Source organism: Pseudomonas sp. MWU12-3088, assembly GCF_023242405.1.
Taxonomy (GTDB): Bacteria; Pseudomonadota; Gammaproteobacteria; order Pseudomonadales; family Pseudomonadaceae; genus Aquipseudomonas; species Aquipseudomonas kribbensis.
Genome location: NZ_JALJEA010000003.1, coordinates 539,648 through 559,303 on the forward strand (window position 1 = coordinate 539,648; position 19,656 = coordinate 559,303).

22 protein-coding genes are annotated in these 19,656 nt (G+C 61.8%); 14 read left to right on the forward strand and 8 right to left on the reverse strand.

Features of this window, described 5'->3' with window-relative positions; translation table 11 throughout:
- Positions 1 to 21 precede the first annotated feature (21 nt).
- Both upp and M5B98_RS11195 read left to right on the forward strand, forming a co-directional pair.
- Positions 22 to 660: a uracil phosphoribosyltransferase gene (upp, locus tag M5B98_RS11190; RefSeq protein WP_011335903.1), complete on the forward strand. Its 639-nt coding sequence runs from the start codon at positions 22 to 24 to the stop codon at positions 658 to 660.
- A 2-nt stretch (positions 661 to 662) separates the two neighbouring features.
- On the forward strand, positions 663 to 1,937 hold the full coding sequence (locus M5B98_RS11195) for a uracil-xanthine permease family protein (RefSeq protein WP_248739363.1): 1,275 nt from the start codon (positions 663 to 665) through the stop codon (positions 1,935 to 1,937).
- A gap of 47 nt (positions 1,938 to 1,984) precedes the next feature.
- On the opposite strand, the gene hemH is transcribed toward M5B98_RS11195, so the two are convergent.
- A complete protein-coding gene (gene hemH, locus M5B98_RS11200) occupies positions 1,985 to 3,007 on the reverse strand; it encodes a ferrochelatase (protein ID WP_248742717.1) in 1,023 nt (340 codons plus the stop codon).
- Between the two features lie 13 nt (positions 3,008 to 3,020).
- On the reverse strand, positions 3,021 to 3,923 hold the full coding sequence (locus tag M5B98_RS11205) for a TIGR01777 family oxidoreductase (RefSeq protein WP_248742718.1): 903 nt from the start codon (positions 3,921 to 3,923) through the stop codon (positions 3,021 to 3,023).
- A 197-nt stretch (positions 3,924 to 4,120) separates the two neighbouring features.
- Here M5B98_RS11205 and M5B98_RS11210 point away from each other — a divergent pair, with 197 nt between their 5' ends.
- The 12 genes from M5B98_RS11210 to M5B98_RS11265 all read left to right on the forward strand — a co-directional run bounded on the left by M5B98_RS11210 (position 4,121) and on the right by M5B98_RS11265 (position 14,144).
- On the forward strand, positions 4,121 to 5,107 hold the full coding sequence (locus tag M5B98_RS11210; protein ID WP_248742719.1) for an NAD(P)/FAD-dependent oxidoreductase: 987 nt from the start codon (positions 4,121 to 4,123) through the stop codon (positions 5,105 to 5,107).
- On the forward strand, positions 5,104 to 5,319 hold the full coding sequence (locus M5B98_RS11215) for a TIGR02450 family Trp-rich protein (RefSeq protein WP_248742720.1): 216 nt from the start codon (positions 5,104 to 5,106) through the stop codon (positions 5,317 to 5,319). The genes M5B98_RS11210 and M5B98_RS11215 overlap by 4 nt, the downstream gene beginning before the upstream one ends.
- Positions 5,320 to 5,430: 111 nt before the next feature.
- Entirely contained in the window at positions 5,431 to 6,384 is a 954-nt protein-coding gene (locus M5B98_RS11220) for a YbgA family protein (protein WP_248742721.1), read from the forward strand.
- Positions 6,384 to 7,325: a MerR family transcriptional regulator gene (locus M5B98_RS11225; RefSeq protein WP_248742722.1), complete on the forward strand. Its 942-nt coding sequence runs from the start codon at positions 6,384 to 6,386 to the stop codon at positions 7,323 to 7,325. Before M5B98_RS11220 ends, M5B98_RS11225 begins: the two co-directional genes overlap by 1 nt.
- 20 nt (positions 7,326 to 7,345) lie before the next feature.
- Positions 7,346 to 8,791 carry a deoxyribodipyrimidine photo-lyase gene (gene phrB, locus M5B98_RS11230; RefSeq protein ID WP_248742723.1) on the forward strand — a complete coding sequence of 482 codons (1,446 nt, stop codon included), beginning with the start codon at positions 7,346 to 7,348 and terminating at the stop codon, positions 8,789 to 8,791.
- Positions 8,784 to 9,206: a nuclear transport factor 2 family protein gene (locus M5B98_RS11235; protein ID WP_248742724.1), complete on the forward strand. Its 423-nt coding sequence runs from the start codon at positions 8,784 to 8,786 to the stop codon at positions 9,204 to 9,206. Before phrB ends, M5B98_RS11235 begins: the two co-directional genes overlap by 8 nt.
- Positions 9,203 to 9,985 carry an SDR family NAD(P)-dependent oxidoreductase gene (locus tag M5B98_RS11240; RefSeq protein WP_248742725.1) on the forward strand — a complete coding sequence of 261 codons (783 nt, stop codon included), beginning with the start codon at positions 9,203 to 9,205 and terminating at the stop codon, positions 9,983 to 9,985. The genes M5B98_RS11235 and M5B98_RS11240 overlap by 4 nt, the downstream gene beginning before the upstream one ends.
- Complete coding sequence (locus M5B98_RS11245) at positions 9,982 to 11,229, forward strand: NAD(P)/FAD-dependent oxidoreductase (protein ID WP_248742726.1); 1,248 nt, start codon at positions 9,982 to 9,984, stop codon at positions 11,227 to 11,229. Before M5B98_RS11240 ends, M5B98_RS11245 begins: the two co-directional genes overlap by 4 nt.
- Positions 11,226 to 12,041 carry a DUF1365 domain-containing protein gene (locus M5B98_RS11250; protein ID WP_248742727.1) on the forward strand — a complete coding sequence of 272 codons (816 nt, stop codon included), beginning with the start codon at positions 11,226 to 11,228 and terminating at the stop codon, positions 12,039 to 12,041. Before M5B98_RS11245 ends, M5B98_RS11250 begins: the two co-directional genes overlap by 4 nt.
- Positions 12,028 to 13,302 carry an SAM-dependent methyltransferase gene (locus M5B98_RS11255; protein ID WP_085709299.1) on the forward strand — a complete coding sequence of 425 codons (1,275 nt, stop codon included), beginning with the start codon at positions 12,028 to 12,030 and terminating at the stop codon, positions 13,300 to 13,302. Before M5B98_RS11250 ends, M5B98_RS11255 begins: the two co-directional genes overlap by 14 nt.
- Entirely contained in the window at positions 13,295 to 13,786 is a 492-nt protein-coding gene (locus M5B98_RS11260; protein ID WP_248742728.1) for a DUF2878 domain-containing protein, read from the forward strand. The genes M5B98_RS11255 and M5B98_RS11260 overlap by 8 nt, the downstream gene beginning before the upstream one ends.
- Before the next feature lie 52 nt (positions 13,787 to 13,838).
- A complete protein-coding gene (locus M5B98_RS11265) occupies positions 13,839 to 14,144 on the forward strand; it encodes a YkgJ family cysteine cluster protein (protein WP_248742729.1) in 306 nt (101 codons plus the stop codon).
- 40 nt (positions 14,145 to 14,184) lie between these two features.
- On the opposite strand, the gene M5B98_RS11270 is transcribed toward M5B98_RS11265, so the two are convergent.
- From M5B98_RS11270 to hemA, 6 genes are all read right to left on the reverse strand, one after another.
- Positions 14,185 to 14,703 carry an acyloxyacyl hydrolase gene (locus M5B98_RS11270; RefSeq protein ID WP_248742730.1) on the reverse strand — a complete coding sequence of 173 codons (519 nt, stop codon included), beginning with the start codon at positions 14,701 to 14,703 and terminating at the stop codon, positions 14,185 to 14,187.
- Between the two features lie 110 nt (positions 14,704 to 14,813).
- Complete coding sequence (gene murI / locus M5B98_RS11275) at positions 14,814 to 15,605, reverse strand: glutamate racemase (protein WP_248742731.1); 792 nt, start codon at positions 15,603 to 15,605, stop codon at positions 14,814 to 14,816.
- A complete protein-coding gene (locus M5B98_RS11280) occupies positions 15,598 to 16,353 on the reverse strand; it encodes a molybdopterin-synthase adenylyltransferase MoeB (protein WP_248742732.1) in 756 nt (251 codons plus the stop codon). The genes murI and M5B98_RS11280 overlap by 8 nt, the downstream gene beginning before the upstream one ends.
- On the reverse strand, positions 16,347 to 17,177 hold the full coding sequence (prmC, locus tag M5B98_RS11285; RefSeq protein WP_248742733.1) for a peptide chain release factor N(5)-glutamine methyltransferase: 831 nt from the start codon (positions 17,175 to 17,177) through the stop codon (positions 16,347 to 16,349). Before prmC ends, M5B98_RS11280 begins: the two co-directional genes overlap by 7 nt.
- Positions 17,178 to 18,260, reverse strand: a complete 1,083-nt coding sequence (prfA, locus tag M5B98_RS11290; protein ID WP_085709293.1) for a peptide chain release factor 1 — start codon at positions 18,258 to 18,260, stop codon at positions 17,178 to 17,180.
- Positions 18,257 to 19,543 carry a glutamyl-tRNA reductase gene (gene hemA / locus M5B98_RS11295; protein ID WP_085700892.1) on the reverse strand — a complete coding sequence of 429 codons (1,287 nt, stop codon included), beginning with the start codon at positions 19,541 to 19,543 and terminating at the stop codon, positions 18,257 to 18,259. Before hemA ends, prfA begins: the two co-directional genes overlap by 4 nt.
- Positions 19,544 to 19,656: the final 113 nt, after the last annotated feature.

The following is a 19,656-nucleotide window of genomic DNA, read 5'->3' on the forward strand; positions in this document are numbered from 1 at the left end:
CCGCCGCCGGAGCCTTTCCCCATGTCCATCCAAGAGATCCGCCATCCGCTGATCCGTCACAAACTTGGCCTTATGCGCCGTGCAGACATCAGCACCAAGAATTTCCGTGAGCTTGCTCAGGAAGTCGGTGCCCTGTTGACCTATGAAGCTACTAAAGACCTGCCGTTGGAAACCTACGATATCGAAGGTTGGTGCGGCACTGTGTCGGTCGAGAAAATCGCCGGCAAGAAGATTACCGTCGTGCCGATCCTGCGTGCCGGCATCGGCATGCTCGAAGGCGTGCTGAGCCTGATCCCGGGCGCGAAAGTCAGCGCCGTCGGCGTTGCCCGTAACGAAGAAACCCTGCAGGCCCACACCTATCTGGAAAAACTGGTTCCGGAAATCGACGAACGCCTGGCCATGATCATCGACCCGATGCTCGCCACCGGCAGCTCCATGGTTGCGACCATCGACCTGCTGAAGAAGGCCGGTTGCAAGGACATCCGCGCGATGGTGCTGGTTGCCGCGCCGGAAGGCATTGCCGCCGTCGAGCAGGCTCACCCGGACGTGATCATCTACACCGCGTCCATCGATCAGAAACTCAACGAGCACGGTTACATCATTCCTGGGCTTGGCGATGCCGGTGACAAGATCTTCGGCACCAAGCAGAAGGACGCTTGACCATGCAGGATGAGTTCAACGATCCGCTCTGGCGCACGGTGCTGTCCGGCGCGCAGATGCTGTTCGTGGCTTTCGGCGCCCTGGTGCTGATGCCGCTGATCACGGGCCTTGACCCGAACGTGGCACTGTTCACCGCAGGTCTTGGGACGATTCTGTTCCAGATCGTCACCGGGCGTCAGGTGCCGGTGTTCCTCGCGTCGAGCTTTGCCTTCATCACCCCGATCATTCTCGCCAAAGGCCAGTTCGGCCTCGCCGCGACCATGGGCGGCGTGATGGCGGCCGGTTTCGTCTACACCTTCCTCGGCCTGGCCGTGAAGATCAAAGGCACCGGGTTCATCGACCGTCTGCTGCCACCGGTGGTGATCGGTCCGGTGATCATCTCCATTGGTCTGGCCATGGCGCCGATTGCCGCGAACATGGCGATGGGCAAGGCCGGTGACGGCTCGGAGCTGATCCACTATCAGACCGCGATGATGATCTCGATGCCGGCGCTGCTGACCACGTTGATCGTGGCGGTGTTCGGCAAAGGCATCTTCCGCCTGGTGCCGATCATCTCCGGCGTCCTCGTGGGTTTCGCCATGTCCTTCTATTTCGGTGTCGTCGACACCGCGAAGATTGCGGCGGCCCCGTGGTTTGCACTGCCTCATTTCACCGCGCCGGAGTTCAACTGGCAGGCGATCCTGTTCATCGTTCCGGTGGCGCTGGCCCCGGCCATCGAACACATCGGCGGCGTGATTGCGGTCGGCAGCGTGACCGGTCGTGACTACCTGAAGAAGCCGGGCCTGCATCGCACCCTGCTGGGTGACGGTATCGCCACCACGGCGGCCGGCCTGTTCGGCGGTCCGCCCAACACCACCTACGCCGAAGTGACTGGCGCGGTGATGCTGACCAAGAACTACAACCCGAAAATCATGACCTGGGCGGCGATCTTCGCCATCGCCCTGGCGTTCATCGGCAAGTTCGGCGCCCTGCTGCAAAGCATTCCGGTGCCGGTGATGGGCGGGATTCTGTGCCTGTTGTTCGGTTCGATCGCCGCGGTGGGGATGAACACCCTGATCCGCCACAAGATCGATCTGGGCGAGGCGCGCAATCTGGTGATCGTTTCGGTGACCCTGGTGTTCGGGATCGGCGGTGTGCTGGTCGGCACCGGCACTGGTCCGGATGACTTCGGCCTCAAAGGCATCGCGCTGTGCGCGGTAGTGGCGATTGCGCTGAACCTGATCCTGCCGGGCAACGACAGCTGGAAACACAAGAAGGCGGATGAGCCGCTGCTCTAAGCCTTGAGCGTTGATCGTTCCCACGTTGCGTGGGAACGATCATGTTTTCAGAGGGCCAACGGCGCCCGCTCACACAACGTCGCCAACGCCTTCGCCCATTGCGGGTCATCGTTCAGGCACGGCACCAGCACCAACTCCTCCCCTCCCGCTTCGCGGAACTGTTCCTTGCCGCGATCGCCAATCTCTTCCAGGGTTTCGATGCAATCGGCGACAAACGCCGGGCACATCACCAGAATCTTCTTCACGCCGCTTTTGGCCAACTCATCCAGCCGCGCTTCGGTGTACGGCTCGATCCATTTCGCCTTGCCCAGCCGCGACTGGAACGACACCGACCATTTGCCATCGGGAAGGCCCATGCGTTTGGCGAACTCGGCTGCCGTGCGCAGGCACTGGCCGCGATAGCAGGTCGCAACCACTTCCGGCGGCGCACCGGCGCAGCAATCGCCGTGACCATCGAAGCGATGACCCGGATTGAGTTTGGTCAGATGCCGTTCCGGCAAACCATGGAAGCTCAGCAACAGGTGATCGTAATCCTGCTGCAAGTGCGGCCGGGCGCTCGCCACCAGGGCATCGAGGTATTCCGGCTGATCGTAGAACGGCTGCAACACCGACAGTTGTACGTCGAGTTTTTTCTCGCGTACCACTCGCTTGGCTTCTTCGATCACGGTGGTCGTGGTGCTGTCGGCGAACTGTGGATAAAGCGGTGCGAGGGTGATGCGTTTGTGTCCCGCCGCCACCAGCTTCAGCAGGCTTGTCTCAATGGACGGCTCGCCGTAACGCATGGCCAATTCCACCGGGCCGTGGGTCCACTGCGCTTTCATCTGCTGTTGCAGGCGACGGCTGAGCACCACCAGTGGCGAGCCCTCCTCCCACCAGATCGAGGCGTAGGCGTGGGCCGACTGCTCGGGACGCTTGATCAGGATCAGCGACACCAGCAGGCGCCGCACCGGCCATGGCAAGTCGATCACGTACGGATCCATCAGAAATTGATTGAGGTAGCTGCGCACGTCGGCCACCGAAGTGGAGGCCGGCGAACCCAGGTTGACCAGAAGCAAGGCGTGATCGGTCATGCAACGTCCTATTTCAGAGGCGGCTGGACAGATCGTCCAGGGCCGCGCGTAAATCCGTGAACCGGAAATTGAATCCGGCTTCCAGCAAGCGTGCCGGCGTGGCCCGTTGACCACCCAGCAACAGCAATGACATCTCGCCGAGCCCGACCTTCAGGGCCAGAGCCGGCATCGGCATGAACGCCGGGCGGTGCAGCACGCGGCCCAGCGTTTTGGCAAATTCGCGATTGCGCACCGGCTTCGGCGCGCACGCATTATAAGGACCACTCGCCTGATCGCGGTGCAGAAGAAAATCAATCAGGGCGATTTGATCGTCGATATGAATCCAAGGCATCCACTGCCGACCATTGCCCAAAGGCCCGCCCAGCCCGAGTTTGAACGGCAGCAACAGGCGCGACAAAAAACCGCCCTCGGCCGACAACACCAGCCCGGTCCGCACCAGCACTACGCGGATGTCCATCGCTTCGGCGCGTTGCGCGGTTTCTTCCCAGGCAATGCACAACTGACTGGCGAAATCGTCGACCACCGGTGGCGACTCTTCGGTCAATTCACGCTCGCCGCCGTCTCCGTACCAACCCACGGCCGAGCCCGAGATCAGCAGTGAAGGTTTCTGCCCGCGATGCTCCAGCCACGCCAGCAACGTCTCGGTGAGCGTGATCCGGCTGCTCCAGAGCAACGCCTTGCGCCGATGGGTCCACGGCCGGTCGGCAATCGGCGCGCCGGCAAGGTTGACGATCACATCGACCGGTTCATCGCCAAGGTCTTCCAGACGCGCAATGCCACGCACCTGAGCGCCGCAGATTTTCGCGACCTTTTCCGCACGACGACTCCACACGGTCAACCGGTGGCCCTGCCCCGACCAGTGCCGGCAGAGCTGACGTCCGATCAATCCAGTACCGCCGGTCAGCAATATGTGCATGACATCTTCCTCGCGTGGCGTTTTACTTCGATCACTAGTCTATTTTTATAAGCAGGGATCTTTTCTATCGGACAGGCTCTATTGTTTAACAATAGGCCAAGCTGTCAGAACGAAAACGCTGGAAGTTATACCAGAAAACAAAATTGTACAGGTTTCATCCACGGCGTAGTCTGTACAGAAAGGTAAACGAGGCCCCTATGACTGTACCTATCGCAATCATTGGCACCGGCATCGCCGGACTCTCCGCCGCCCAGGCCCTGACAGAGGCCGGGCACACCGTCCAGTTGTTCGATAAAAGCCGCGGCAGCGGCGGGCGCATGTCGAGCAAGCGCAGCGATGCCGGCTCGCTGGACATGGGCGCGCAATATTTCACGGCCCGTGACCGGCGCTTCGTCACCGAAGTCCAGCGCTGGCAGAGCAACGGCTGGGTCGCCGAGTGGGCACCGCAGCTCTATACCTTTCATGGCGGACAACTGAACCTGTCGCCGGACGAGCAGACCCGCTGGGTCGGCTCGCCGCGCATGAGCGCCATCACCCGAGGCTTGCTCGACGGCCTGGAAGTGCATTTCGCCTGCCGGATTACCGAGGTCTATCGCGGTGAAGAGCACTGGCATCTGCAAGACGCCGAAGGCTTCACTCACGGGCCGTTCAGCCATGTGGTGATCGCCACCCCGGCGCCTCAGGCCACCGCATTGCTGGCCGCTGCGCCAAAACTGGCCGGGGCCGCTGCCGGGGTGAAGATGGACCCGACCTGGGCCGTAGCCCTCGCCTTCGACACACCGCTGGATACACCGATCGAAGGCTGCTTCGTGCAGGACAGTCCTCTCGACTGGCTGGCCCGCAACCGCAGTAAACCCGGACGCGACAACACCCTCGACACCTGGGTCCTGCACGCCACCAGCGCCTGGAGCCGGCAGCACATCGACCTTTCCAAGGAAGCCGTGATCGAGCAGTTGCACGGCGCCTTTGCCGAGTTGCTGCACAGCGCCATGCCCGCACCGACTTTCAGCCTCGCCCACCGCTGGCTCTACGCCCGCCCGGCCACCAGCCATGAGTGGGGCACGCTGGCGGATGCCGATCTGGGGCTGTATGCGTGCGGCGACTGGTGCCTGTCGGGCCGGGTCGAAGGCGCGTGGCTCAGTGGCCAGGAAGCTGCACGCCGCCTGCACGAACACCTGCAGTGAACCGTATCAATCCGCAAAAACTGCTGCTGTCGAAATGGACAGCAGCCCTGCCGCAAAACCGTGAAAAGCATTTTCTGGTGACCGAACTGTTCCGCGATGAGGACGGCACGGTGCTGGAGATCGAAATGCAGGCCGTGCTGACCAGGCGCACCACGCAACTGGACTGGCATGCATTGCAGGACGATGCGCACTGGAAAATGGGCTGGCGTTAGCCTCCGTCAAAATCTTGTACAAATAATTTGACTTGTACACCTTTGAATCTATGCTAAAGGAATGTTGTACAGAATAAACATTCTGTACAAATTCAGATTCGAGGTGCCGTCATGTCCGAACCGTCCCCACCCAAGATCGCCATCAGCGCCTGCCTGATGGGAGCCGAAGTGCGCTACAACGGCGGACACAAGGCATCACGGCTGTGCACCCACACACTCACTGAATATTTCGAATTCGTCCCGGTGTGTCCGGAAGTCGCGATTGGCCTGGGCATCCCCCGCGAGCCGATCCGGCTGGTGGGCGACCCGGACCATCCCCAGGCCCTCGGGACGGTTCATCGCGAGACCGACGTCACCGATGCGCTGTCCGCTTATGGCGAGAAAATGGCTGTCGAGCTTGACGGCATCTGTGGCTACATCTTCATGCAGCAGTCGCCGTCCTGTGGACTGGAACGGGTCAAGGTCTATCACACCAACGGCGCACCGATCGGCAGCGGTCGCGGGATCTATGCCCAGGCCTTCTGCGCCCGGCACCCGGACTTGCCGGTCGAAGAAGCCGGGCGCCTGAACGATCCGGTCCTGCGGGAAAATTTCATCACCCGGGTATTCGCCTACAGCGATTGGCAGCAAGTGCTCCGGCAAGGCCTGAGCCGCCGCGCCCTGACCGACTTCCACTCGCGCTACAAATACCTGCTGATGGCCCACAACCCGGTGCAATACAAGGCGCTGGGCAATCTGTTGGGCAACATGGGCCAGACCGAACCCGTGGAGCTCGGCCCGCGCTACTTCAGCCAGTTGATGGCGGCGCTGACCACCTGCGCCACACGTCGCACCCACAGCAACGTGTTGCAGCACATCAGCGGTTACCTGAAACGAGCCATCAGCGCCGAAGACAAACAGGAAATGCAGCACGTCATCGGCCAGTACCGCCACGGCATCGTGCCGCTGGTGGTGCCGCTGACGCTGCTCAAGCATCACTTTCGTCAACACCCCGATCCCTACATCGCGCAACAGGTTTACCTGCAACCGCACCCGGAAAACCTCAGCCTGCGAAACGCCATTTGATGAACGACTCACCCGACACCAGCGCCCGCGAAGACCTCGGCGCCGACTTCAAAAAAGCCCTCGACGAAGGCTGGCTGCCGATTCGCGAGGTCGCACGCCAGACCGGCGTCAATGCGATCACCCTGCGCGCCTGGGAGCGCCGTTACGGATTGATCGTGCCGCAACGCACGCCCAAGGGGCATCGCTTGTATTCGGCCGAACATGTCCAGCGCATTCAGCACATCCTCACCTGGCTCAACCGTGGCGTGGCGGTCAGTCAGGTCAAACCGCTGCTCGACACAGCGCAAACCGTCAACGAGCCGCTGGAAAACGAATGGCAGCCCCTGCACCAGGCCGCGCTGCTGGCGGTCACGCAATTGAACGAGCGCAGCCTCGACGACAGCGTCAACCAGGCAATGGCGCTCTACCCGCCGCGAACCCTGTGTGAGCAATTGCTGATGCCGTTGCTGGCGGACCTCGAACAGCGCTGGCAAGGCCAGTTCGGTGCGCAGATGGAACGGGTGTTCTTTCACGCCTGGTTGCGTAGCAAATTCGGCGCACGCATCTACCATAACAACCGTCAGTTGCGCACAGCGCCGCTGCTGCTGGTCAACCAATCGGATTTACTGCTGGAGCCACATCTGTGGCTCTGCGCCTGGCTGATCAGCAGCGCCGACTGTCCGGTCCAAGTGTTCGACTGGCCGTTGCCCGCCGGGGAGCTGGCATTGGCAGTCGATCACCTGCAAGCCCGGGGCGTACTGCTGTATTCCAGCAAGGCCATGAACCTGGCGCAGTTGCCGAAACTATTGAATGGCATCAGTTGCCCGAAAATGATTGCCGGACCAACGGTGTGCATCCACCACGCCGAGTTGTCCGTAAGAACCTCCGAGATCGCTGATCTGTACCTGGCCGAAGATCCCTTGTCGGCGCATCGGGCACTCCTTCAGCGTGGGGTGATTTAATGATTCGTGCAGAGAACACCATGCAATTGATCTGGCTGCGCAGCGATCTGCGCCAACATGACAACACCGCCCTGACGGCCGCCGCCGAGCGTGGCCCGACCGTGGCCGTGTACCTGTTGAGCCCCGAACAATGGCAGGAACATGACGACGCCCCGTGCAAGGTCGATTTCTGGCTGCGCAACCTGCGGGAACTGAGCAAAACCCTTGGCGAACTGAACATCCCGCTGTTGATCCGCAGCGCCCCGCACTGGGATCAGGCCCCAGCGGTACTGCTTGAGCTTTGCCAGGATTTGCAGGTCGAGGCTGTTCACATCAATGAGGAATACGGCGTCCACGAAAGCCGCCGCGATGCGGCCGTTGCACGGGCATTGCAGGCCGAAGGCGTCGCCTTTCACAGCTATCTCGATCAGTTGCTGTTCAAACCCGGCAGCGTGCTGACCAAAACCGGCACCTACTTTCAGGTCTTCAGCCAGTTCCGCAAAGTCTGCTACGAACGCCTGCATCGCTCGATGCCGTCCTTGATAAAAGCGCCGTCCGCACAGGTCCCGCTGAACATCGCCAGCGATCCGGTACCCGATTCCATCGAGGGTTTCCCGACACCCGGCCAAGCACTGCGCAACCTGTGGCCCGCCGGCGAAACCGAGGCCCAACGACGCCTCGACACCTTCGCCGACGTACAGATCGACTACTACAAAAGCGAGCGCGACTTCCCGGCCAAGCCCGGCACCAGCCAGCTCTCGGCCTATCTCGCGGCCGGGGTGATCTCGCCGCGCCAATGCCTGCATGCCGCGCTGCAAAGCAATCAGGGCGAATTCGAAAGCGGCAAGGTCGGCGCGGTCACCTGGATCAACGAACTGCTGTGGCGCGAGTTCTACAAACACATTCTGGTCGGCTACCCACGGGTGTCCCGCCATCGCGCGTTCCGTCCGGAAACCGAAGCCCTGGCCTGGCGCGATGCGCCGCAGGAACTGGCGGCCTGGCAGGAAGCACGCACCGGTCTGCCGATCATCGACGCCGCGATGCGCCAATTGCTCGAAACCGGCTGGATGCACAACCGGCTGCGGATGGTGGTGGCGATGTTCCTGACCAAGAACCTGCTGATCGACTGGCGTGAAGGCGAGCGTTTTTTCATGCGCCACCTGATCGACGGCGATCTGGCCGCGAACAACGGCGGCTGGCAGTGGAGCGCGTCGACCGGCACCGATGCAGCGCCGTATTTCCGGATCTTCAATCCAATCAGCCAGTCGGAAAAATTCGACAGCGAAGGCCTGTTCATCAAGCACTGGCTGCCTGAACTGGCCGGGCTGAACAAGAAAGAAGTGCACAACCCTGCAAGCGCTGGCGGACTGTTCGGCGTGGCGGACTATCCGCCGCCGATCGTCAACCTGAGCACCTCGCGGGAGCGGGCACTGACCGCGTTCAAAAATCTGCCCTCCCGTACGTCTGTCGGAGAAGGCCATGAGTGAATTCCTGCGCCGTTTCGCCCGCCAGTTCGCGCAGTTGAACAAAGACAACCTGCACAGCCTGGACGCGCTCTACAGCGAGGACATTCACTTCACCGATCCGCTGCACGAAGTACAGGGACTGACGCAATTGCGCGGCTACTTCAGCGAGCTGTACGCCAACGTCAGCGAGTTGCGGTTCGACTTTCACGGTTTCGACCAGATCGGTGACTGCGAAGGTTACCTGCGCTGGGTCATGAGCTACCGCCACCCGCGTCTGGCCGGCGGACGGTTGATTCGGGTCTCGGGCTGTTCGCACCTGCTCTGGCGCGACAAGGTTTATCGCCACCGGGATTACTTCGATGCCGGGGCGCTGCTTTACGAACATTTACCGATATTGGGCCGGGTGATCGCCTGGCTGAAAAGGAGATTGGGATGAGTCGTACAACTCCACGCCGTTATTGGCTGACCGGTGCCAGCAGTGGTATCGGTGCAGCACTGGCTGAAGAGATTCTGAAAACCGGCGCGCACCTGGCGGTCAGTTCCCGTCAGATTGCACCGCTCAAAGTGTTGTCGCAGCGCTACCCGGGACAGGTGCTGGTGGTGCCGGGGGATTTGACCAACAGCCAGACCGTGCGGGAAATCGGTGAACAGATCGCGCTGGACTGGGGATCGCTGGACAGCGTGATCCTCAACGCCGGCACCTGCGAATACGTCGATGCAAAACAGTTCGACGCTACGATCGTCGAGCATGTGGTACGCACCAACCTGCTCGCCAGCAGTTATTGCATCGAAGCCGCCCTGCCTCTGCTGCGTAAAGGAACCGCGCCGCATCTGGTAGGCATGGCCAGCTCCGTCACCTACGTGCCGCTTCCCCGGGCCGAAGCGTACGGAGCATCGAAGGCCGGACTGCGTTATCTGTTCGAGTCATTGCGCATTGATCTGGCGGACGAAGGCATTGAAGTCACCATCATCAGCCCGGGCTTTGTCGAAACGCCACTGACCGCCAAAAACGACTTCCCGATGCCATTGAGCTGGCCTGCGGAAAAAGCGGCGAGCCACATTTTCAGCAGGCTCAAGGACCGGCCACTGGAGATTGCCTTCCCGGCACTCTTCATGGCGGCGCTCTGGCCGCTGTCGAAAATGCCCGCACAAGTACAACTGGCGATCGGCAAGCGCATGGTGCGCAACATACCACCCTTGCGGGATCCGACGTGAACATCGCCATCGTCGGCAGCGGGATCGCAGGCCTGGCCTGCGCCTACCTGCTCGGTCGCCGACATGACGTCACGGTGTTCGAGGCCGGCGATTGGGTCGGCGGCCATACACATACGGTGACAGTGACGGTGGACGGGCGTGATTACGCAATCGACACCGGGTTCATCGTGTTCAACGACTGGACGTACCCGAACTTCATCCGTTTGCTCGGTCAGTTAGGTGTGACCTCCAAAGCCACCGAAATGAGTTTTTCGGTGACCGACCCCGATACCGGCCTGGAATACAACGGCAACAACCTCGACAGCCTGTTCGCTCAGCGCAGCAATCTGTTTTCGCCGGGGTTCTGGGGCATGCTGCGCGACATCCTGCGCTTCAACAAGGAAGCCCGGCGCGACCTCGCCGAACAGCGGATCGCCAGCGACACCACACTGGACGACTACCTCAAGGCCGGCGGCTACGGCGAGCGTTTCATCCTGCATTACATCGTGCCGATGGGCGCGGCGATCTGGTCGATGCCGATGGCCGAGATGCTGAATTTTCCGCTGCAGTTCTTTGTGCGGTTCTTCGAGAACCACGGTTTGTTGTCGGTCAGCAATCGCCCGCAATGGCGGGTGATCGAGGGTGGCTCCAGTGCCTACCTCGCACCGTTGACCGCGTCATTCAAAGAGCGGATCCGCGTGAACTGCCCGGTAAGCCGGATCGAACGCAACGAACACGGCGTGGTTATCCACAGCTCCGTCGGCATCGAACACTTCGACAAAGTCGTGCTGGCCTGCCACAGCGATCAGGCACTGCAACTGCTGGCCAATCCAAGCCGTGCCGAACGGGAGATTCTCGGTGCCCTGCCCTACGCCGACAACGAAGTGGTGTTGCACACCGACACCCGTCTGTTGCCGATGCGCAAACGGGCCTGGGCCAGCTGGAACTATCGTCTCGGCGGGGCGGGCCACACCCAGGCGGCCGTGACTTACGACATGAACATCCTGCAAGGCATCCAGAGCGATACCACGTTTTGCGTCAGCCTCAATCAGAGCGCCGGCATCAGCCCGTCCAAAGTGCTTGCCCGTTTCACTTACGCCCATCCGCAATTCAGCCTCGCAGCGGTGGCGGCACAACAGCGCTGGGCCGAGCTCGACGGAACGCAGCACACTCATTATTGCGGTGCCTACTGGGCCAACGGTTTTCATGAAGACGGCGTGGTCAGCGCTTTACGCGTGGCCGCCGCGTTCGGAGAAAGCCTGTGAACAGCGCGCTCTACAGTGGCTGGATCGCCCACCGGCGATTCGCCCCGCGTCGGCATGAGTTCCGCTACCGGATCGGGCTGCTCTATCTCGACCTGGCCGAACAGGACGTCGTGCTGAACCTGTCGCCACTGTCCGGCACGAGCCGCTTTGCCCCGTTCTCGTTTCGCGAGACCGACTACCTCAAGACCTTCACCGGTCGTGGTGTGCGACTGATCGATGCTGTGCGTCTTCAAGTCGGCGCGGCCCTCGGTCACGAGCCGCAGGGTTCGATCTGCCTGCTGACCCAGCCGCGAAGCTGGGGCCTGGCGTTCAACCCGGTGAGTTTCTTTTACTGCCACGAAGCCGACGGGCAACTGGCGGCGATTCTCTGTGAAGTCAGCAACACGCCGTGGCGCGAGCGCTATCACTACGTATTGCCGGCGCGGGCGCCGACCAGCGTGCGCGACTTCCACCAGCACTTCGCCGTGGCCAAGGCGTTTCACGTATCACCGTTCCTGCCGCCGGATCTGGAATACCGCATGAGCTTCAGCCCCGCCGCGCAAACCCTTGGCGTGCACATGGCCGACTGGCAGGGCGAACGCAAGCTGTTCGACGCCACGCTCAACCTGAAACGCGAACCGCTTGATCGACGCAACCTGCACCGGCATCTGTGGCGCTTTCCGTGGATGACCGCGAAAACCGCCCTCGCGATCTATTGGCAAGCCCTGCGCTTGCTGCTCAAGCGCACCCCGCTGTTTTCCCATCGGACGGCCGACGACAGCTTTCGAACCGCCACTGCGTCTCCCGAGGAGCACCGCCATGAAATCCTCTAGCGTTTCGGCCAGAGCCGCCATCCCGTTCAGTACGCACGGCATCACCGGCTCGCTGCTGCGTCGCGGTGTCCTGCGTCAGCTCGCACAGCTCAAGCACGGGCAACTGGTGGTGATCGAGGACGGCGAGCGCCAGGTCTTCGGCACACCGGGCAGTGCGTTGCTGGGCGAGATTCATGTCCTCGATGCGGCGGCCTGGGGCATGGTCGCGGGCAACGGCTCGATTGGCGCCGGGGAAGCGTTCATTCACGGCTACTGGAGCTCACCGGATCTGACCGCCGTGGTGCGCGTCTTCGTCAGCAACCTTGAAGTGCTGGATGGCATGGAGGGCGGGCTGGCCAAAATCGGTCGGCCGCTGGTGCGCGGTCTGCACTGGCTCAATCGCAACACACGCAAGGGCTCGCAGAAAAACATCGCCGCGCACTACGACCTCGGCAACGATCTGTTCGAGCAGTTTCTCGACCCGACCATGATGTACTCGGCAGCGCAGTTCCTCAGCCCGGACGACAGTCTGGAGCAGGCGCAACTGAACAAACTGGAACGGATCTGCCAGAAGCTCGCACTCGAGCCTGGCGATCACTTGCTGGAGATCGGCACCGGCTGGGGCAGCATGGCGCTGTATGCCGCGCAGCACTATGGCTGCAAAGTCACCACGACCACTCTGTCCAAAGAGCAATACGCGTTCACCGCCCGGCGCATCGAAAGCCTTGGCCTGCAGGACCGGGTGACGCTGCTGCTCAAGGACTACCGCGATCTCACCGGCCAGTACGACAAACTGGTGTCGATCGAGATGATCGAGGCGGTCGGTCATCGCTTCCTGCCGACCTATTTCAAGCAATGCGCGCACCTGCTCAAGAGCAACGGCCTGATGCTGCTGCAAGCGATCACCATCCGGGATCAACGCTACGAGCAGGCGAAACGCGGCGTGGATTTCATCCAGCGTTACATCTTCCCCGGCGGCGCCCTGCCCTGTGTGCAGAAGATGCTCGAAATCGTCAGCCGCGACACCGACATGAACCTGCTGCACATGGAAGACTTCGGCCTGCACTACGCCCGGACCCTGCGCCTGTGGCACGAGAATTTTCGCCACGCCCACGGCCGCCTGAGCGAATTGGGCTACGACGATTATTTCCTGCGGCTGTGGGAGTTTTATCTGTGCTACTGCGAGGGCGGCTTCCTCGAACGCACCATCGGCACCGCGCAATTGCTGCTGGCCAAACCGGCGGCGATGCCGGCGCCGCTGCTCGGACGCTTCGATGCTTGAGCGGATCGCCAACGCCGTACTGTTCCAGGTCGGCTGGTTGGCCTGCGTGGTCGGCGGCAACAGCCTGTGGTTGCTGGTGGCGCTGGCGGTATTGGTGATTCATCTGCGCTGGATCAGCAACTGGGCGGCTGAGGGGCGGCTGATTCTCGGCGTAGTGATTCTGGGCACCGCCGTGGACAGCGGCCTGCGCGGTCTCGGGGTCTTTGAATTCAAGGACCTGTCGCCGCTGATTCCGCTGTGGCTGATGCTGTTGTGGGCACTTCTGGCAACAACGTTGCGCCATTGCCTGCAATGGAGCGCCCGGCCATGGTGGCTGGCGAGTGTGCTCGGGGCCGTGGGTGGCGCGTTGTCGTACTGCGCCGGTGGACGACTGGCCGGGGTGCAGTTTCCCTATGGCGAGTTACCGACTTTGATCGGCATCGGCCTGTTGTGGGCGTTGCTGTTTCCGTTGTTGCACCTCTTGTCGCGGCGCCTGGTGCAGTAATCGTCCGTCAGGGCTTTCACACGCGCACGGGTCACTGCCGTACACTGCGCCCATGAAAACCATTCCCCTGCAGCCAATCGATGAGCCCGCAGTCACCTGTTCGACTTGCGCGGCCTGCTGCTGTCAGCTCGAAGTCATGCTGATCACCGACACCGGTGTACCCGAGCGCTATATCGATACCGATGAATGGGGTGGCGAAGTCATGTTGCGTCTGGACGATGGCTGGTGCGCGGCGCTGGATCGCGACACGATGATGTGCACCATCTACGAAAAACGCCCGCTGATCTGCCGCGAATTCGAGATGGGTGCGCCGGAATGCCTCGAGGAACGCCAAGGGATTGCCACGGCGTATCGCTGAAGACAAAAAAAGGAGCGCTTGGCGCTCCTTTTTTCATGGGTTACAACGGCATCGTGTAGTGCAGCGAGTAGCTTTCTACCCCGTCGTTGTTGCTCGACATGCCGGCGTTGGAATAGTGGGTCGCACGGATCCCCACCTCGTGCCCGCCATGGAAGCGCAGACCGAAACCGATGCGGTCTTCGAACTGGAAGGCCTGGCCGATCTTGTTGCCTTCGTACTCGGTGTTGGAGAACACCGCAGCGCCGATGCCGGCCTCGACATAGGGTTTGATCGACTCGCCGGAAAACTCGTAAACGAACACCGGCGAGAACGACAGGCTGTTGTTGCTGGAGCCCTTGTCGCCTTCCCAGTAGGTGTAGGCGCCGCTCCAGTAACCGGTGAGGCGACCGACATCGCTTTGCAGCCAGCTCTTGTCCCAGTCGAAATTCATTCCCAGGCGATAGGTCATCGTTGAATCGCTGGTGGCTCCAACCCCGAATTCCACGCCAGCGGCCTGTGCAGTAAAACTTTGCCCCATCAGTGCGGCCGCAATCGCGGCCAAGCAGAATAGTCGCTTCACTTGAAACATCCTTTTCCTAACGGTCGTATGGTTTTTAGTGTGCTTGACGCTTATAGAAATCGGCGCTTGAACAGAAGTTCAGCTGATTTTTCAGTTATGACACAACTTTTTTACATCGCGAAGCTTTGCACATCGCCGGGCGTTTGTCCCAGCAGTGGCAGGATGTTTTTCAAGGATTGCGGATCGGCGCTGGTCCAGAATTTCGCGCAGCGGCTCGGCCCCTCGGCAAGCAGATCGCGCTCGGCCAGCAGGCGCTGAAGTTGCCGCGCCACGGCGGCGCCGGTGTCGATCAGACTGATGTCGTCGGGGAGCATCGTCTTCAGCAGCGGTTTGAGAAACGGATAGTGGGTGCAGCCAAGAATGATCGTGTCGCAACCCGCGCCCAGCAGCGGTTCGACATAGCGGTGAAGCAACTGACGCAGCGCTTCGCTGTGCAGGTCGCCGCTTTCGATCAGCTCCACCAGCCCCGGGCACGGCTGAGTAATGACCCGGATATCGGTGGCAAAACGGTCGAGCAAGGCCGCGAACTTCGCGCTCTGCAAGGTGCCGGTGGTGGCGAGTACGCCGACCACGCCGCTGCGAGTGGCGGCAGCGGCCGGTTTGACCGCCGGCTCCATGCCGACAATCGGCCAGTCGGGAAAATCACGCCGCAGATCGGCGACGCCGGCCACGGTCGCGGTGTTGCAGGCGATCACCAGCGCCTTGGCGCCCTGCTCGCGGAAAAAACCGGCCATCACGCTGCAACGCTGGCGAATGAATTCCGGGGTTTTCTCGCCATAAGGAATGTGCCCGCAATCGCCGAGGTAAAGCAGCGATTCATGGGGCAATAGATGCTGGATTTCCGCCAGCACCGACAGGCCACCGACGCCGGAATCGAATACGGCGATCGGCGCTTCACGCATGGTGCGAACCACAGACGCTGCATCCCGGATCACGCTTGACCCGCAGCTCACGGAATCGCGAGCCCAGCGCATCGATCAACAGCAGGCGCCCCACCAGTGGCTCGCCGAAACCCGCCAGCAACTTCAAGGCTTCCAGCGCTTGCAGGCTGCCGACCAGACCCACCAGCGGCCCGACCACGCCGGCTTCGCTGCAAGTCAGTTCGGCTTCGCTGCCGTGACCGTACAGGCAGTGATAGCAAGGGCTCTCGGCGCGACGCGGGTCGAACACCGACATTTGTCCTTCGAGGCGGATCGCCGCGCCGCTGACCAGCGGTTTGCGCGCCGCCACACACGCGGCGTTGACCGCTTCGCGGGTGGAGAAATTGTCCGAGCAGTCGAGCACCAGATCCACCGCTGTTACGGCGGCGGCGAGAGAATCTTCGTCCAGTGCCTGACGATGGGGTACCAGTCGGATTTCAGGATTGATTGCGCTCAGGCGCTTGAGCGCCGAGTCGACCTTGGTCATGCCGACGCTGTCGGTGTCGTGGATGATCTGGCGCTGCAGGTTGGTCAGGTCGACCGTGTCGAAATCCGCCAGATGCAGCTCGCCGACGCCCGCCGCCGCCAGATACAAGGCAACCGGCGCGCCGAGACCGCCAAGGCCGACGATCAGCACGCGGCTGTCCTTGAGCTTCAACTGGCCATCGATGTCGATGTGTTGCAGGAGAATCTGCCGACTGTAGCGCAACAATTCCTGATCATTCAGCACGGCAGGCGCCCCAGGCTGATCCGTTGATGGCCGCCCAGATCGGTGCGGCTGTGGACTACTTCGAAACCTTGCGTCAGCAACAGATCGCGCACGGCCTCGGCTTGATCATAGCCGTGTTCGAGCATCAGCCAGCCATCGGCCTCCAGATGTGCCGGAGCCTGAGCGATGATCAGTCGTAGATCGTCGAGCCCGTCAATGCCGGCCACCAAGGCGCTTTCCGGTTCGAAACGCACATCGCCTTCCACCAGGTGCGGATCGGCGGCGCGGATGTATGGCGGGTTGCTGATGATCAGCTGGAATCGCTTACCTTCGAGGGCGCTGAACCAGTGACTGCTGAGCACCGTGGCGTTGTTCAGGTGCAGACGCTGACGGTTGCGCTCGGCCAGGGCCACGGCTTCCAGCACGCGATCCACCGCGGTGACGTTCCATGCTGGACGCTCGCTGGCCAGGGCCAGGGCAATCGCCCCGCTGCCGGTGCCGAGGTCGAGAACCTTGGACGGGGTCGCCGGCAATAACTCCAGTGCGGCTTCCACCAGCAATTCGGTGTCCGGACGCGGAATCAGTGTGTGCGGCGCGACTTCCAGATCGAGCTTCCAGAAACCCTGCTGGCCGAGAATGTAGGCCACCGGCTCACCGCTGCGGCGGCGTTGCAGGTATTCGGTGAAGACCAGCACGGCTTCGCTCGGCACGATGCGTTCGGGCCAGGTGTGAAGAAAACTGCGGGACTTGCCCAGCGCCGCAGCGAGGAGCAGTTCTGCATCCAGGCGTGCGGTGGGCGAGTCCGGCAGTTCGGCGGCGCGCAACAGGCTGGCGATGATGGTCATTTATTCACCTATCGCTGCCAGTTGGTCGGCCTGGTATTCGGCCAGCAACGGCTCGATCACCGCTTCGACGCCACCGGCGAGGATCTCGTCGAGGGAATACAGGGTCAGGTTGACGCGGTGGTCGGTGACCCGGCCCTGGGCAAAGTTGTAGGTGCGGATCCGCTCGGAGCGGTCGCCGGAACCCACCAGCAATTTACGTTCGCTGGCGATGGCGTTGGCCGCCGCCGTGGTCTGCTGGTCGTTGAGCTTGGCCGACAGCCAGGCCATCGCCCGTGCACGGTTCTTGTGCTGGGAACGTTCTTCCTGGCACTCGACCACGATGCCGGTCGGCAAGTGGGTGATACGGATCGCCGAGTCGGTCTTGTTGACGTGCTGACCACCGGCCCCGGAGGAACGGTAAGTGTCGACGCGCAAGTCCGCCGGGTTGATCTCGATCGCTTCCTGCTCGTCGGGCTCCGGCAACACAGCCACGGTGCAAGCGGAAGTGTGGATCCGGCCCTGGGATTCGGTGGCCGGCACGCGCTGTACGCGGTGGGCGCCGGACTCGAATTTCAGCTTGCCGTAAACATTGTCGCCTTCGACCCGGGCGATGACTTCTTTATAGCCGCCGTGCTCGCCTTCGTTCTCCGAGAGGATTTCCACGCGCCAGCCGCGTTTCTCGGCATAGCGCGAGTACATGCGGAACAGGTCGCCGGAAAAGATCGCCGCCTCGTCGCCACCGGTACCGGCGCGGATTTCGAGGAACACGTTGCGCCCGTCGTTGGGATCCTTGGGCAGCAGCATGCGCTGCAAGGTGGCTTCCAGCTCGACGAGTTGCTCTTTGGTTTCGCGGACTTCTTCCACGGCCATTTCCCGCATGTCCGGGTCGCCGTCCTTGAGCAGCGCCTGGGCGCCTTCCAGATCGGCCTGGGCCTTGAGCAGCTGTTTATAGGCTTCGACGACCGGCTCGACTTCGGCGTATTCCTTGGAATAGGCGCGGAATTTGGTCTGGTCGGAAATGACTTCGGCGTCGCCGAGCAGCGCCGTCAGTTCCTCGAAACGGTCCTGGAGGATATCCAGCTTATTGAGCAGTGACGCTTTCATTGCGGTTTTTTATCCGAAAAGCTATCCGGTGAGCCCTCGAGGGCAAAGAGTTCCTGGGCCATGGCCAGCGCATCGAGGCGGCCTTCGGCAGAAAGCTTTTTCAATTGCACGCTCGGGGCGTGCAGGAGTTTATTGGTCAGGCCACGGGCCAACTGGCCCAGCACGTCTTCGGCGTTGCCGCCGTTGGCCAGCAGACGCAGGGCCTTTTGCAGCTCTTCGTCGCGCAGGCGCTCGCTCTGTTGACGATAGGCCTTGAGCACGTCGACCGCCGCCAGCTCACGCAGGCGCACCATGAAATCGTCGGCGCCGACCGAAACCATCTCTTCGGCGGCTTGCGCTGCACCCTGACGGCTCTTGAGGTTTTCGGCGACCACTTCGTGCAGATCGTCGACGCTATAGAGGTAAACGTCGTCGAGTTCGCCGACTTCCGGTTCGATATCCCGGGGAACGGCGATGTCGACCATGAAGATCGGCTTGTGCTTGCGCAGCTTCAAGGCGCTTTCTACCGCGCCCTTGCCGAGGATCGGCAACTGACTGGCGGTCGAACTGATCACGATGTCGCTGCGCACCAGTTCGGCCGGAATGTCCGACAGCAATACCGCGTGGGCACCGAACTGTTCGGCCAGCAGGCTGGCGCGTTCCAGCGTGCGGTTGGCCACCACGATACGCTTGACCCCCAGATCATGCAGATGGCGGGCGACCAGGGTAATGGTCTCGCCGGCGCCGATCAGCAGCGCCTGGCTGCGTTGCAGGTCGCTGAAAATCTGTTTGGCCAGGCTGACCGCGGCAAACGCCACGGACACCGGGTTCTCGCCAATGGCGGTGTCGGTGCGCACTTGCTTGGCAGCGTTGAACGTTGCCTGGAACAAGCGCCCGAGCAGCGGCCCGATGGTGCCGGCCTCGCGGGCCACGGCGTAGGCCGATTTCATCTGGCCGAGGATCTGCGGTTCGCCCAGCACCAGCGAGTCGAGCCCGGAGGCGACGCGCATCATGTGACGAACTGCCGCATCATCTTCATGCACATAAGCACTCGCGCGCAGCTCATCGAGGCTTAAATGGTGATAGTCAGCCAGCCAGCGCAGCACGATATCGGCCGAAAGCTGATCCTGTTCTATATACAGTTCACTGCGATTGCAGGTGGAAAGGATCGCAGCTTCGCGGCTGTCGGTGAGTCGGCAGAGCTGCTGCAAGGCCTCCACCAGCTGCTCAGGGGTAAAGGCCACGCGCTCGCGGACGTCTACTGAAGCAGTCTTGTGGTTGATACCGAGTGCAAGGAAGGCCATTCAAGGTCGCTGATGGTGACGTGAAGCCGGCAATTGTCCTACTTCGTCAGATTCAGAACAACTACCGCTGACTATTGTCCCAATTGTCGGCCCCTATAATGGCCACAATCGAG

What these genes read in the sequence shown, in the direction of transcription:
- upp (WP_011335903.1), top strand. Translation starts at nt 22, where the DNA reads ATGTCCATCCAAGAGATCCGCCATCCGCTGATCCGTCACAAACTTGGC.
- M5B98_RS11195 (WP_248739363.1), top strand. Translation starts at nt 663, where the DNA reads ATGCAGGATGAGTTCAACGATCCGCTCTGGCGCACGGTGCTGTCCGGC.
- hemH (WP_248742717.1), bottom strand. Translation starts at nt 3,007, where the DNA reads ATGACCGATCACGCCTTGCTTCTGGTCAACCTGGGTTCGCCGGCCTCC.
- M5B98_RS11205 (WP_248742718.1), bottom strand. Translation starts at nt 3,923, where the DNA reads ATGCACATATTGCTGACCGGCGGTACTGGATTGATCGGACGTCAGCTC.
- M5B98_RS11210 (WP_248742719.1), top strand. Translation starts at nt 4,121, where the DNA reads ATGACTGTACCTATCGCAATCATTGGCACCGGCATCGCCGGACTCTCC.
- M5B98_RS11220 (WP_248742721.1), top strand. Translation starts at nt 5,431, where the DNA reads ATGTCCGAACCGTCCCCACCCAAGATCGCCATCAGCGCCTGCCTGATG.
- M5B98_RS11225 (WP_248742722.1), top strand. Translation starts at nt 6,384, where the DNA reads ATGAACGACTCACCCGACACCAGCGCCCGCGAAGACCTCGGCGCCGAC.
- phrB (WP_248742723.1), top strand. Translation starts at nt 7,346, where the DNA reads ATGCAATTGATCTGGCTGCGCAGCGATCTGCGCCAACATGACAACACC.
- M5B98_RS11235 (WP_248742724.1), top strand. Translation starts at nt 8,784, where the DNA reads ATGAGTGAATTCCTGCGCCGTTTCGCCCGCCAGTTCGCGCAGTTGAAC.
- M5B98_RS11240 (WP_248742725.1), top strand. Translation starts at nt 9,203, where the DNA reads ATGAGTCGTACAACTCCACGCCGTTATTGGCTGACCGGTGCCAGCAGT.
- M5B98_RS11255 (WP_085709299.1), top strand. Translation starts at nt 12,028, where the DNA reads ATGAAATCCTCTAGCGTTTCGGCCAGAGCCGCCATCCCGTTCAGTACG.
- M5B98_RS11260 (WP_248742728.1), top strand. Translation starts at nt 13,295, where the DNA reads ATGCTTGAGCGGATCGCCAACGCCGTACTGTTCCAGGTCGGCTGGTTG.
- M5B98_RS11265 (WP_248742729.1), top strand. Translation starts at nt 13,839, where the DNA reads ATGAAAACCATTCCCCTGCAGCCAATCGATGAGCCCGCAGTCACCTGT.
- murI (WP_248742731.1), bottom strand. Translation starts at nt 15,605, where the DNA reads ATGCGTGAAGCGCCGATCGCCGTATTCGATTCCGGCGTCGGTGGCCTG.
- prmC (WP_248742733.1), bottom strand. Translation starts at nt 17,177, where the DNA reads ATGACCATCATCGCCAGCCTGTTGCGCGCCGCCGAACTGCCGGACTCG.
- prfA (WP_085709293.1), bottom strand. Translation starts at nt 18,260, where the DNA reads ATGAAAGCGTCACTGCTCAATAAGCTGGATATCCTCCAGGACCGTTTC.
- hemA (WP_085700892.1), bottom strand. Translation starts at nt 19,543, where the DNA reads ATGGCCTTCCTTGCACTCGGTATCAACCACAAGACTGCTTCAGTAGAC.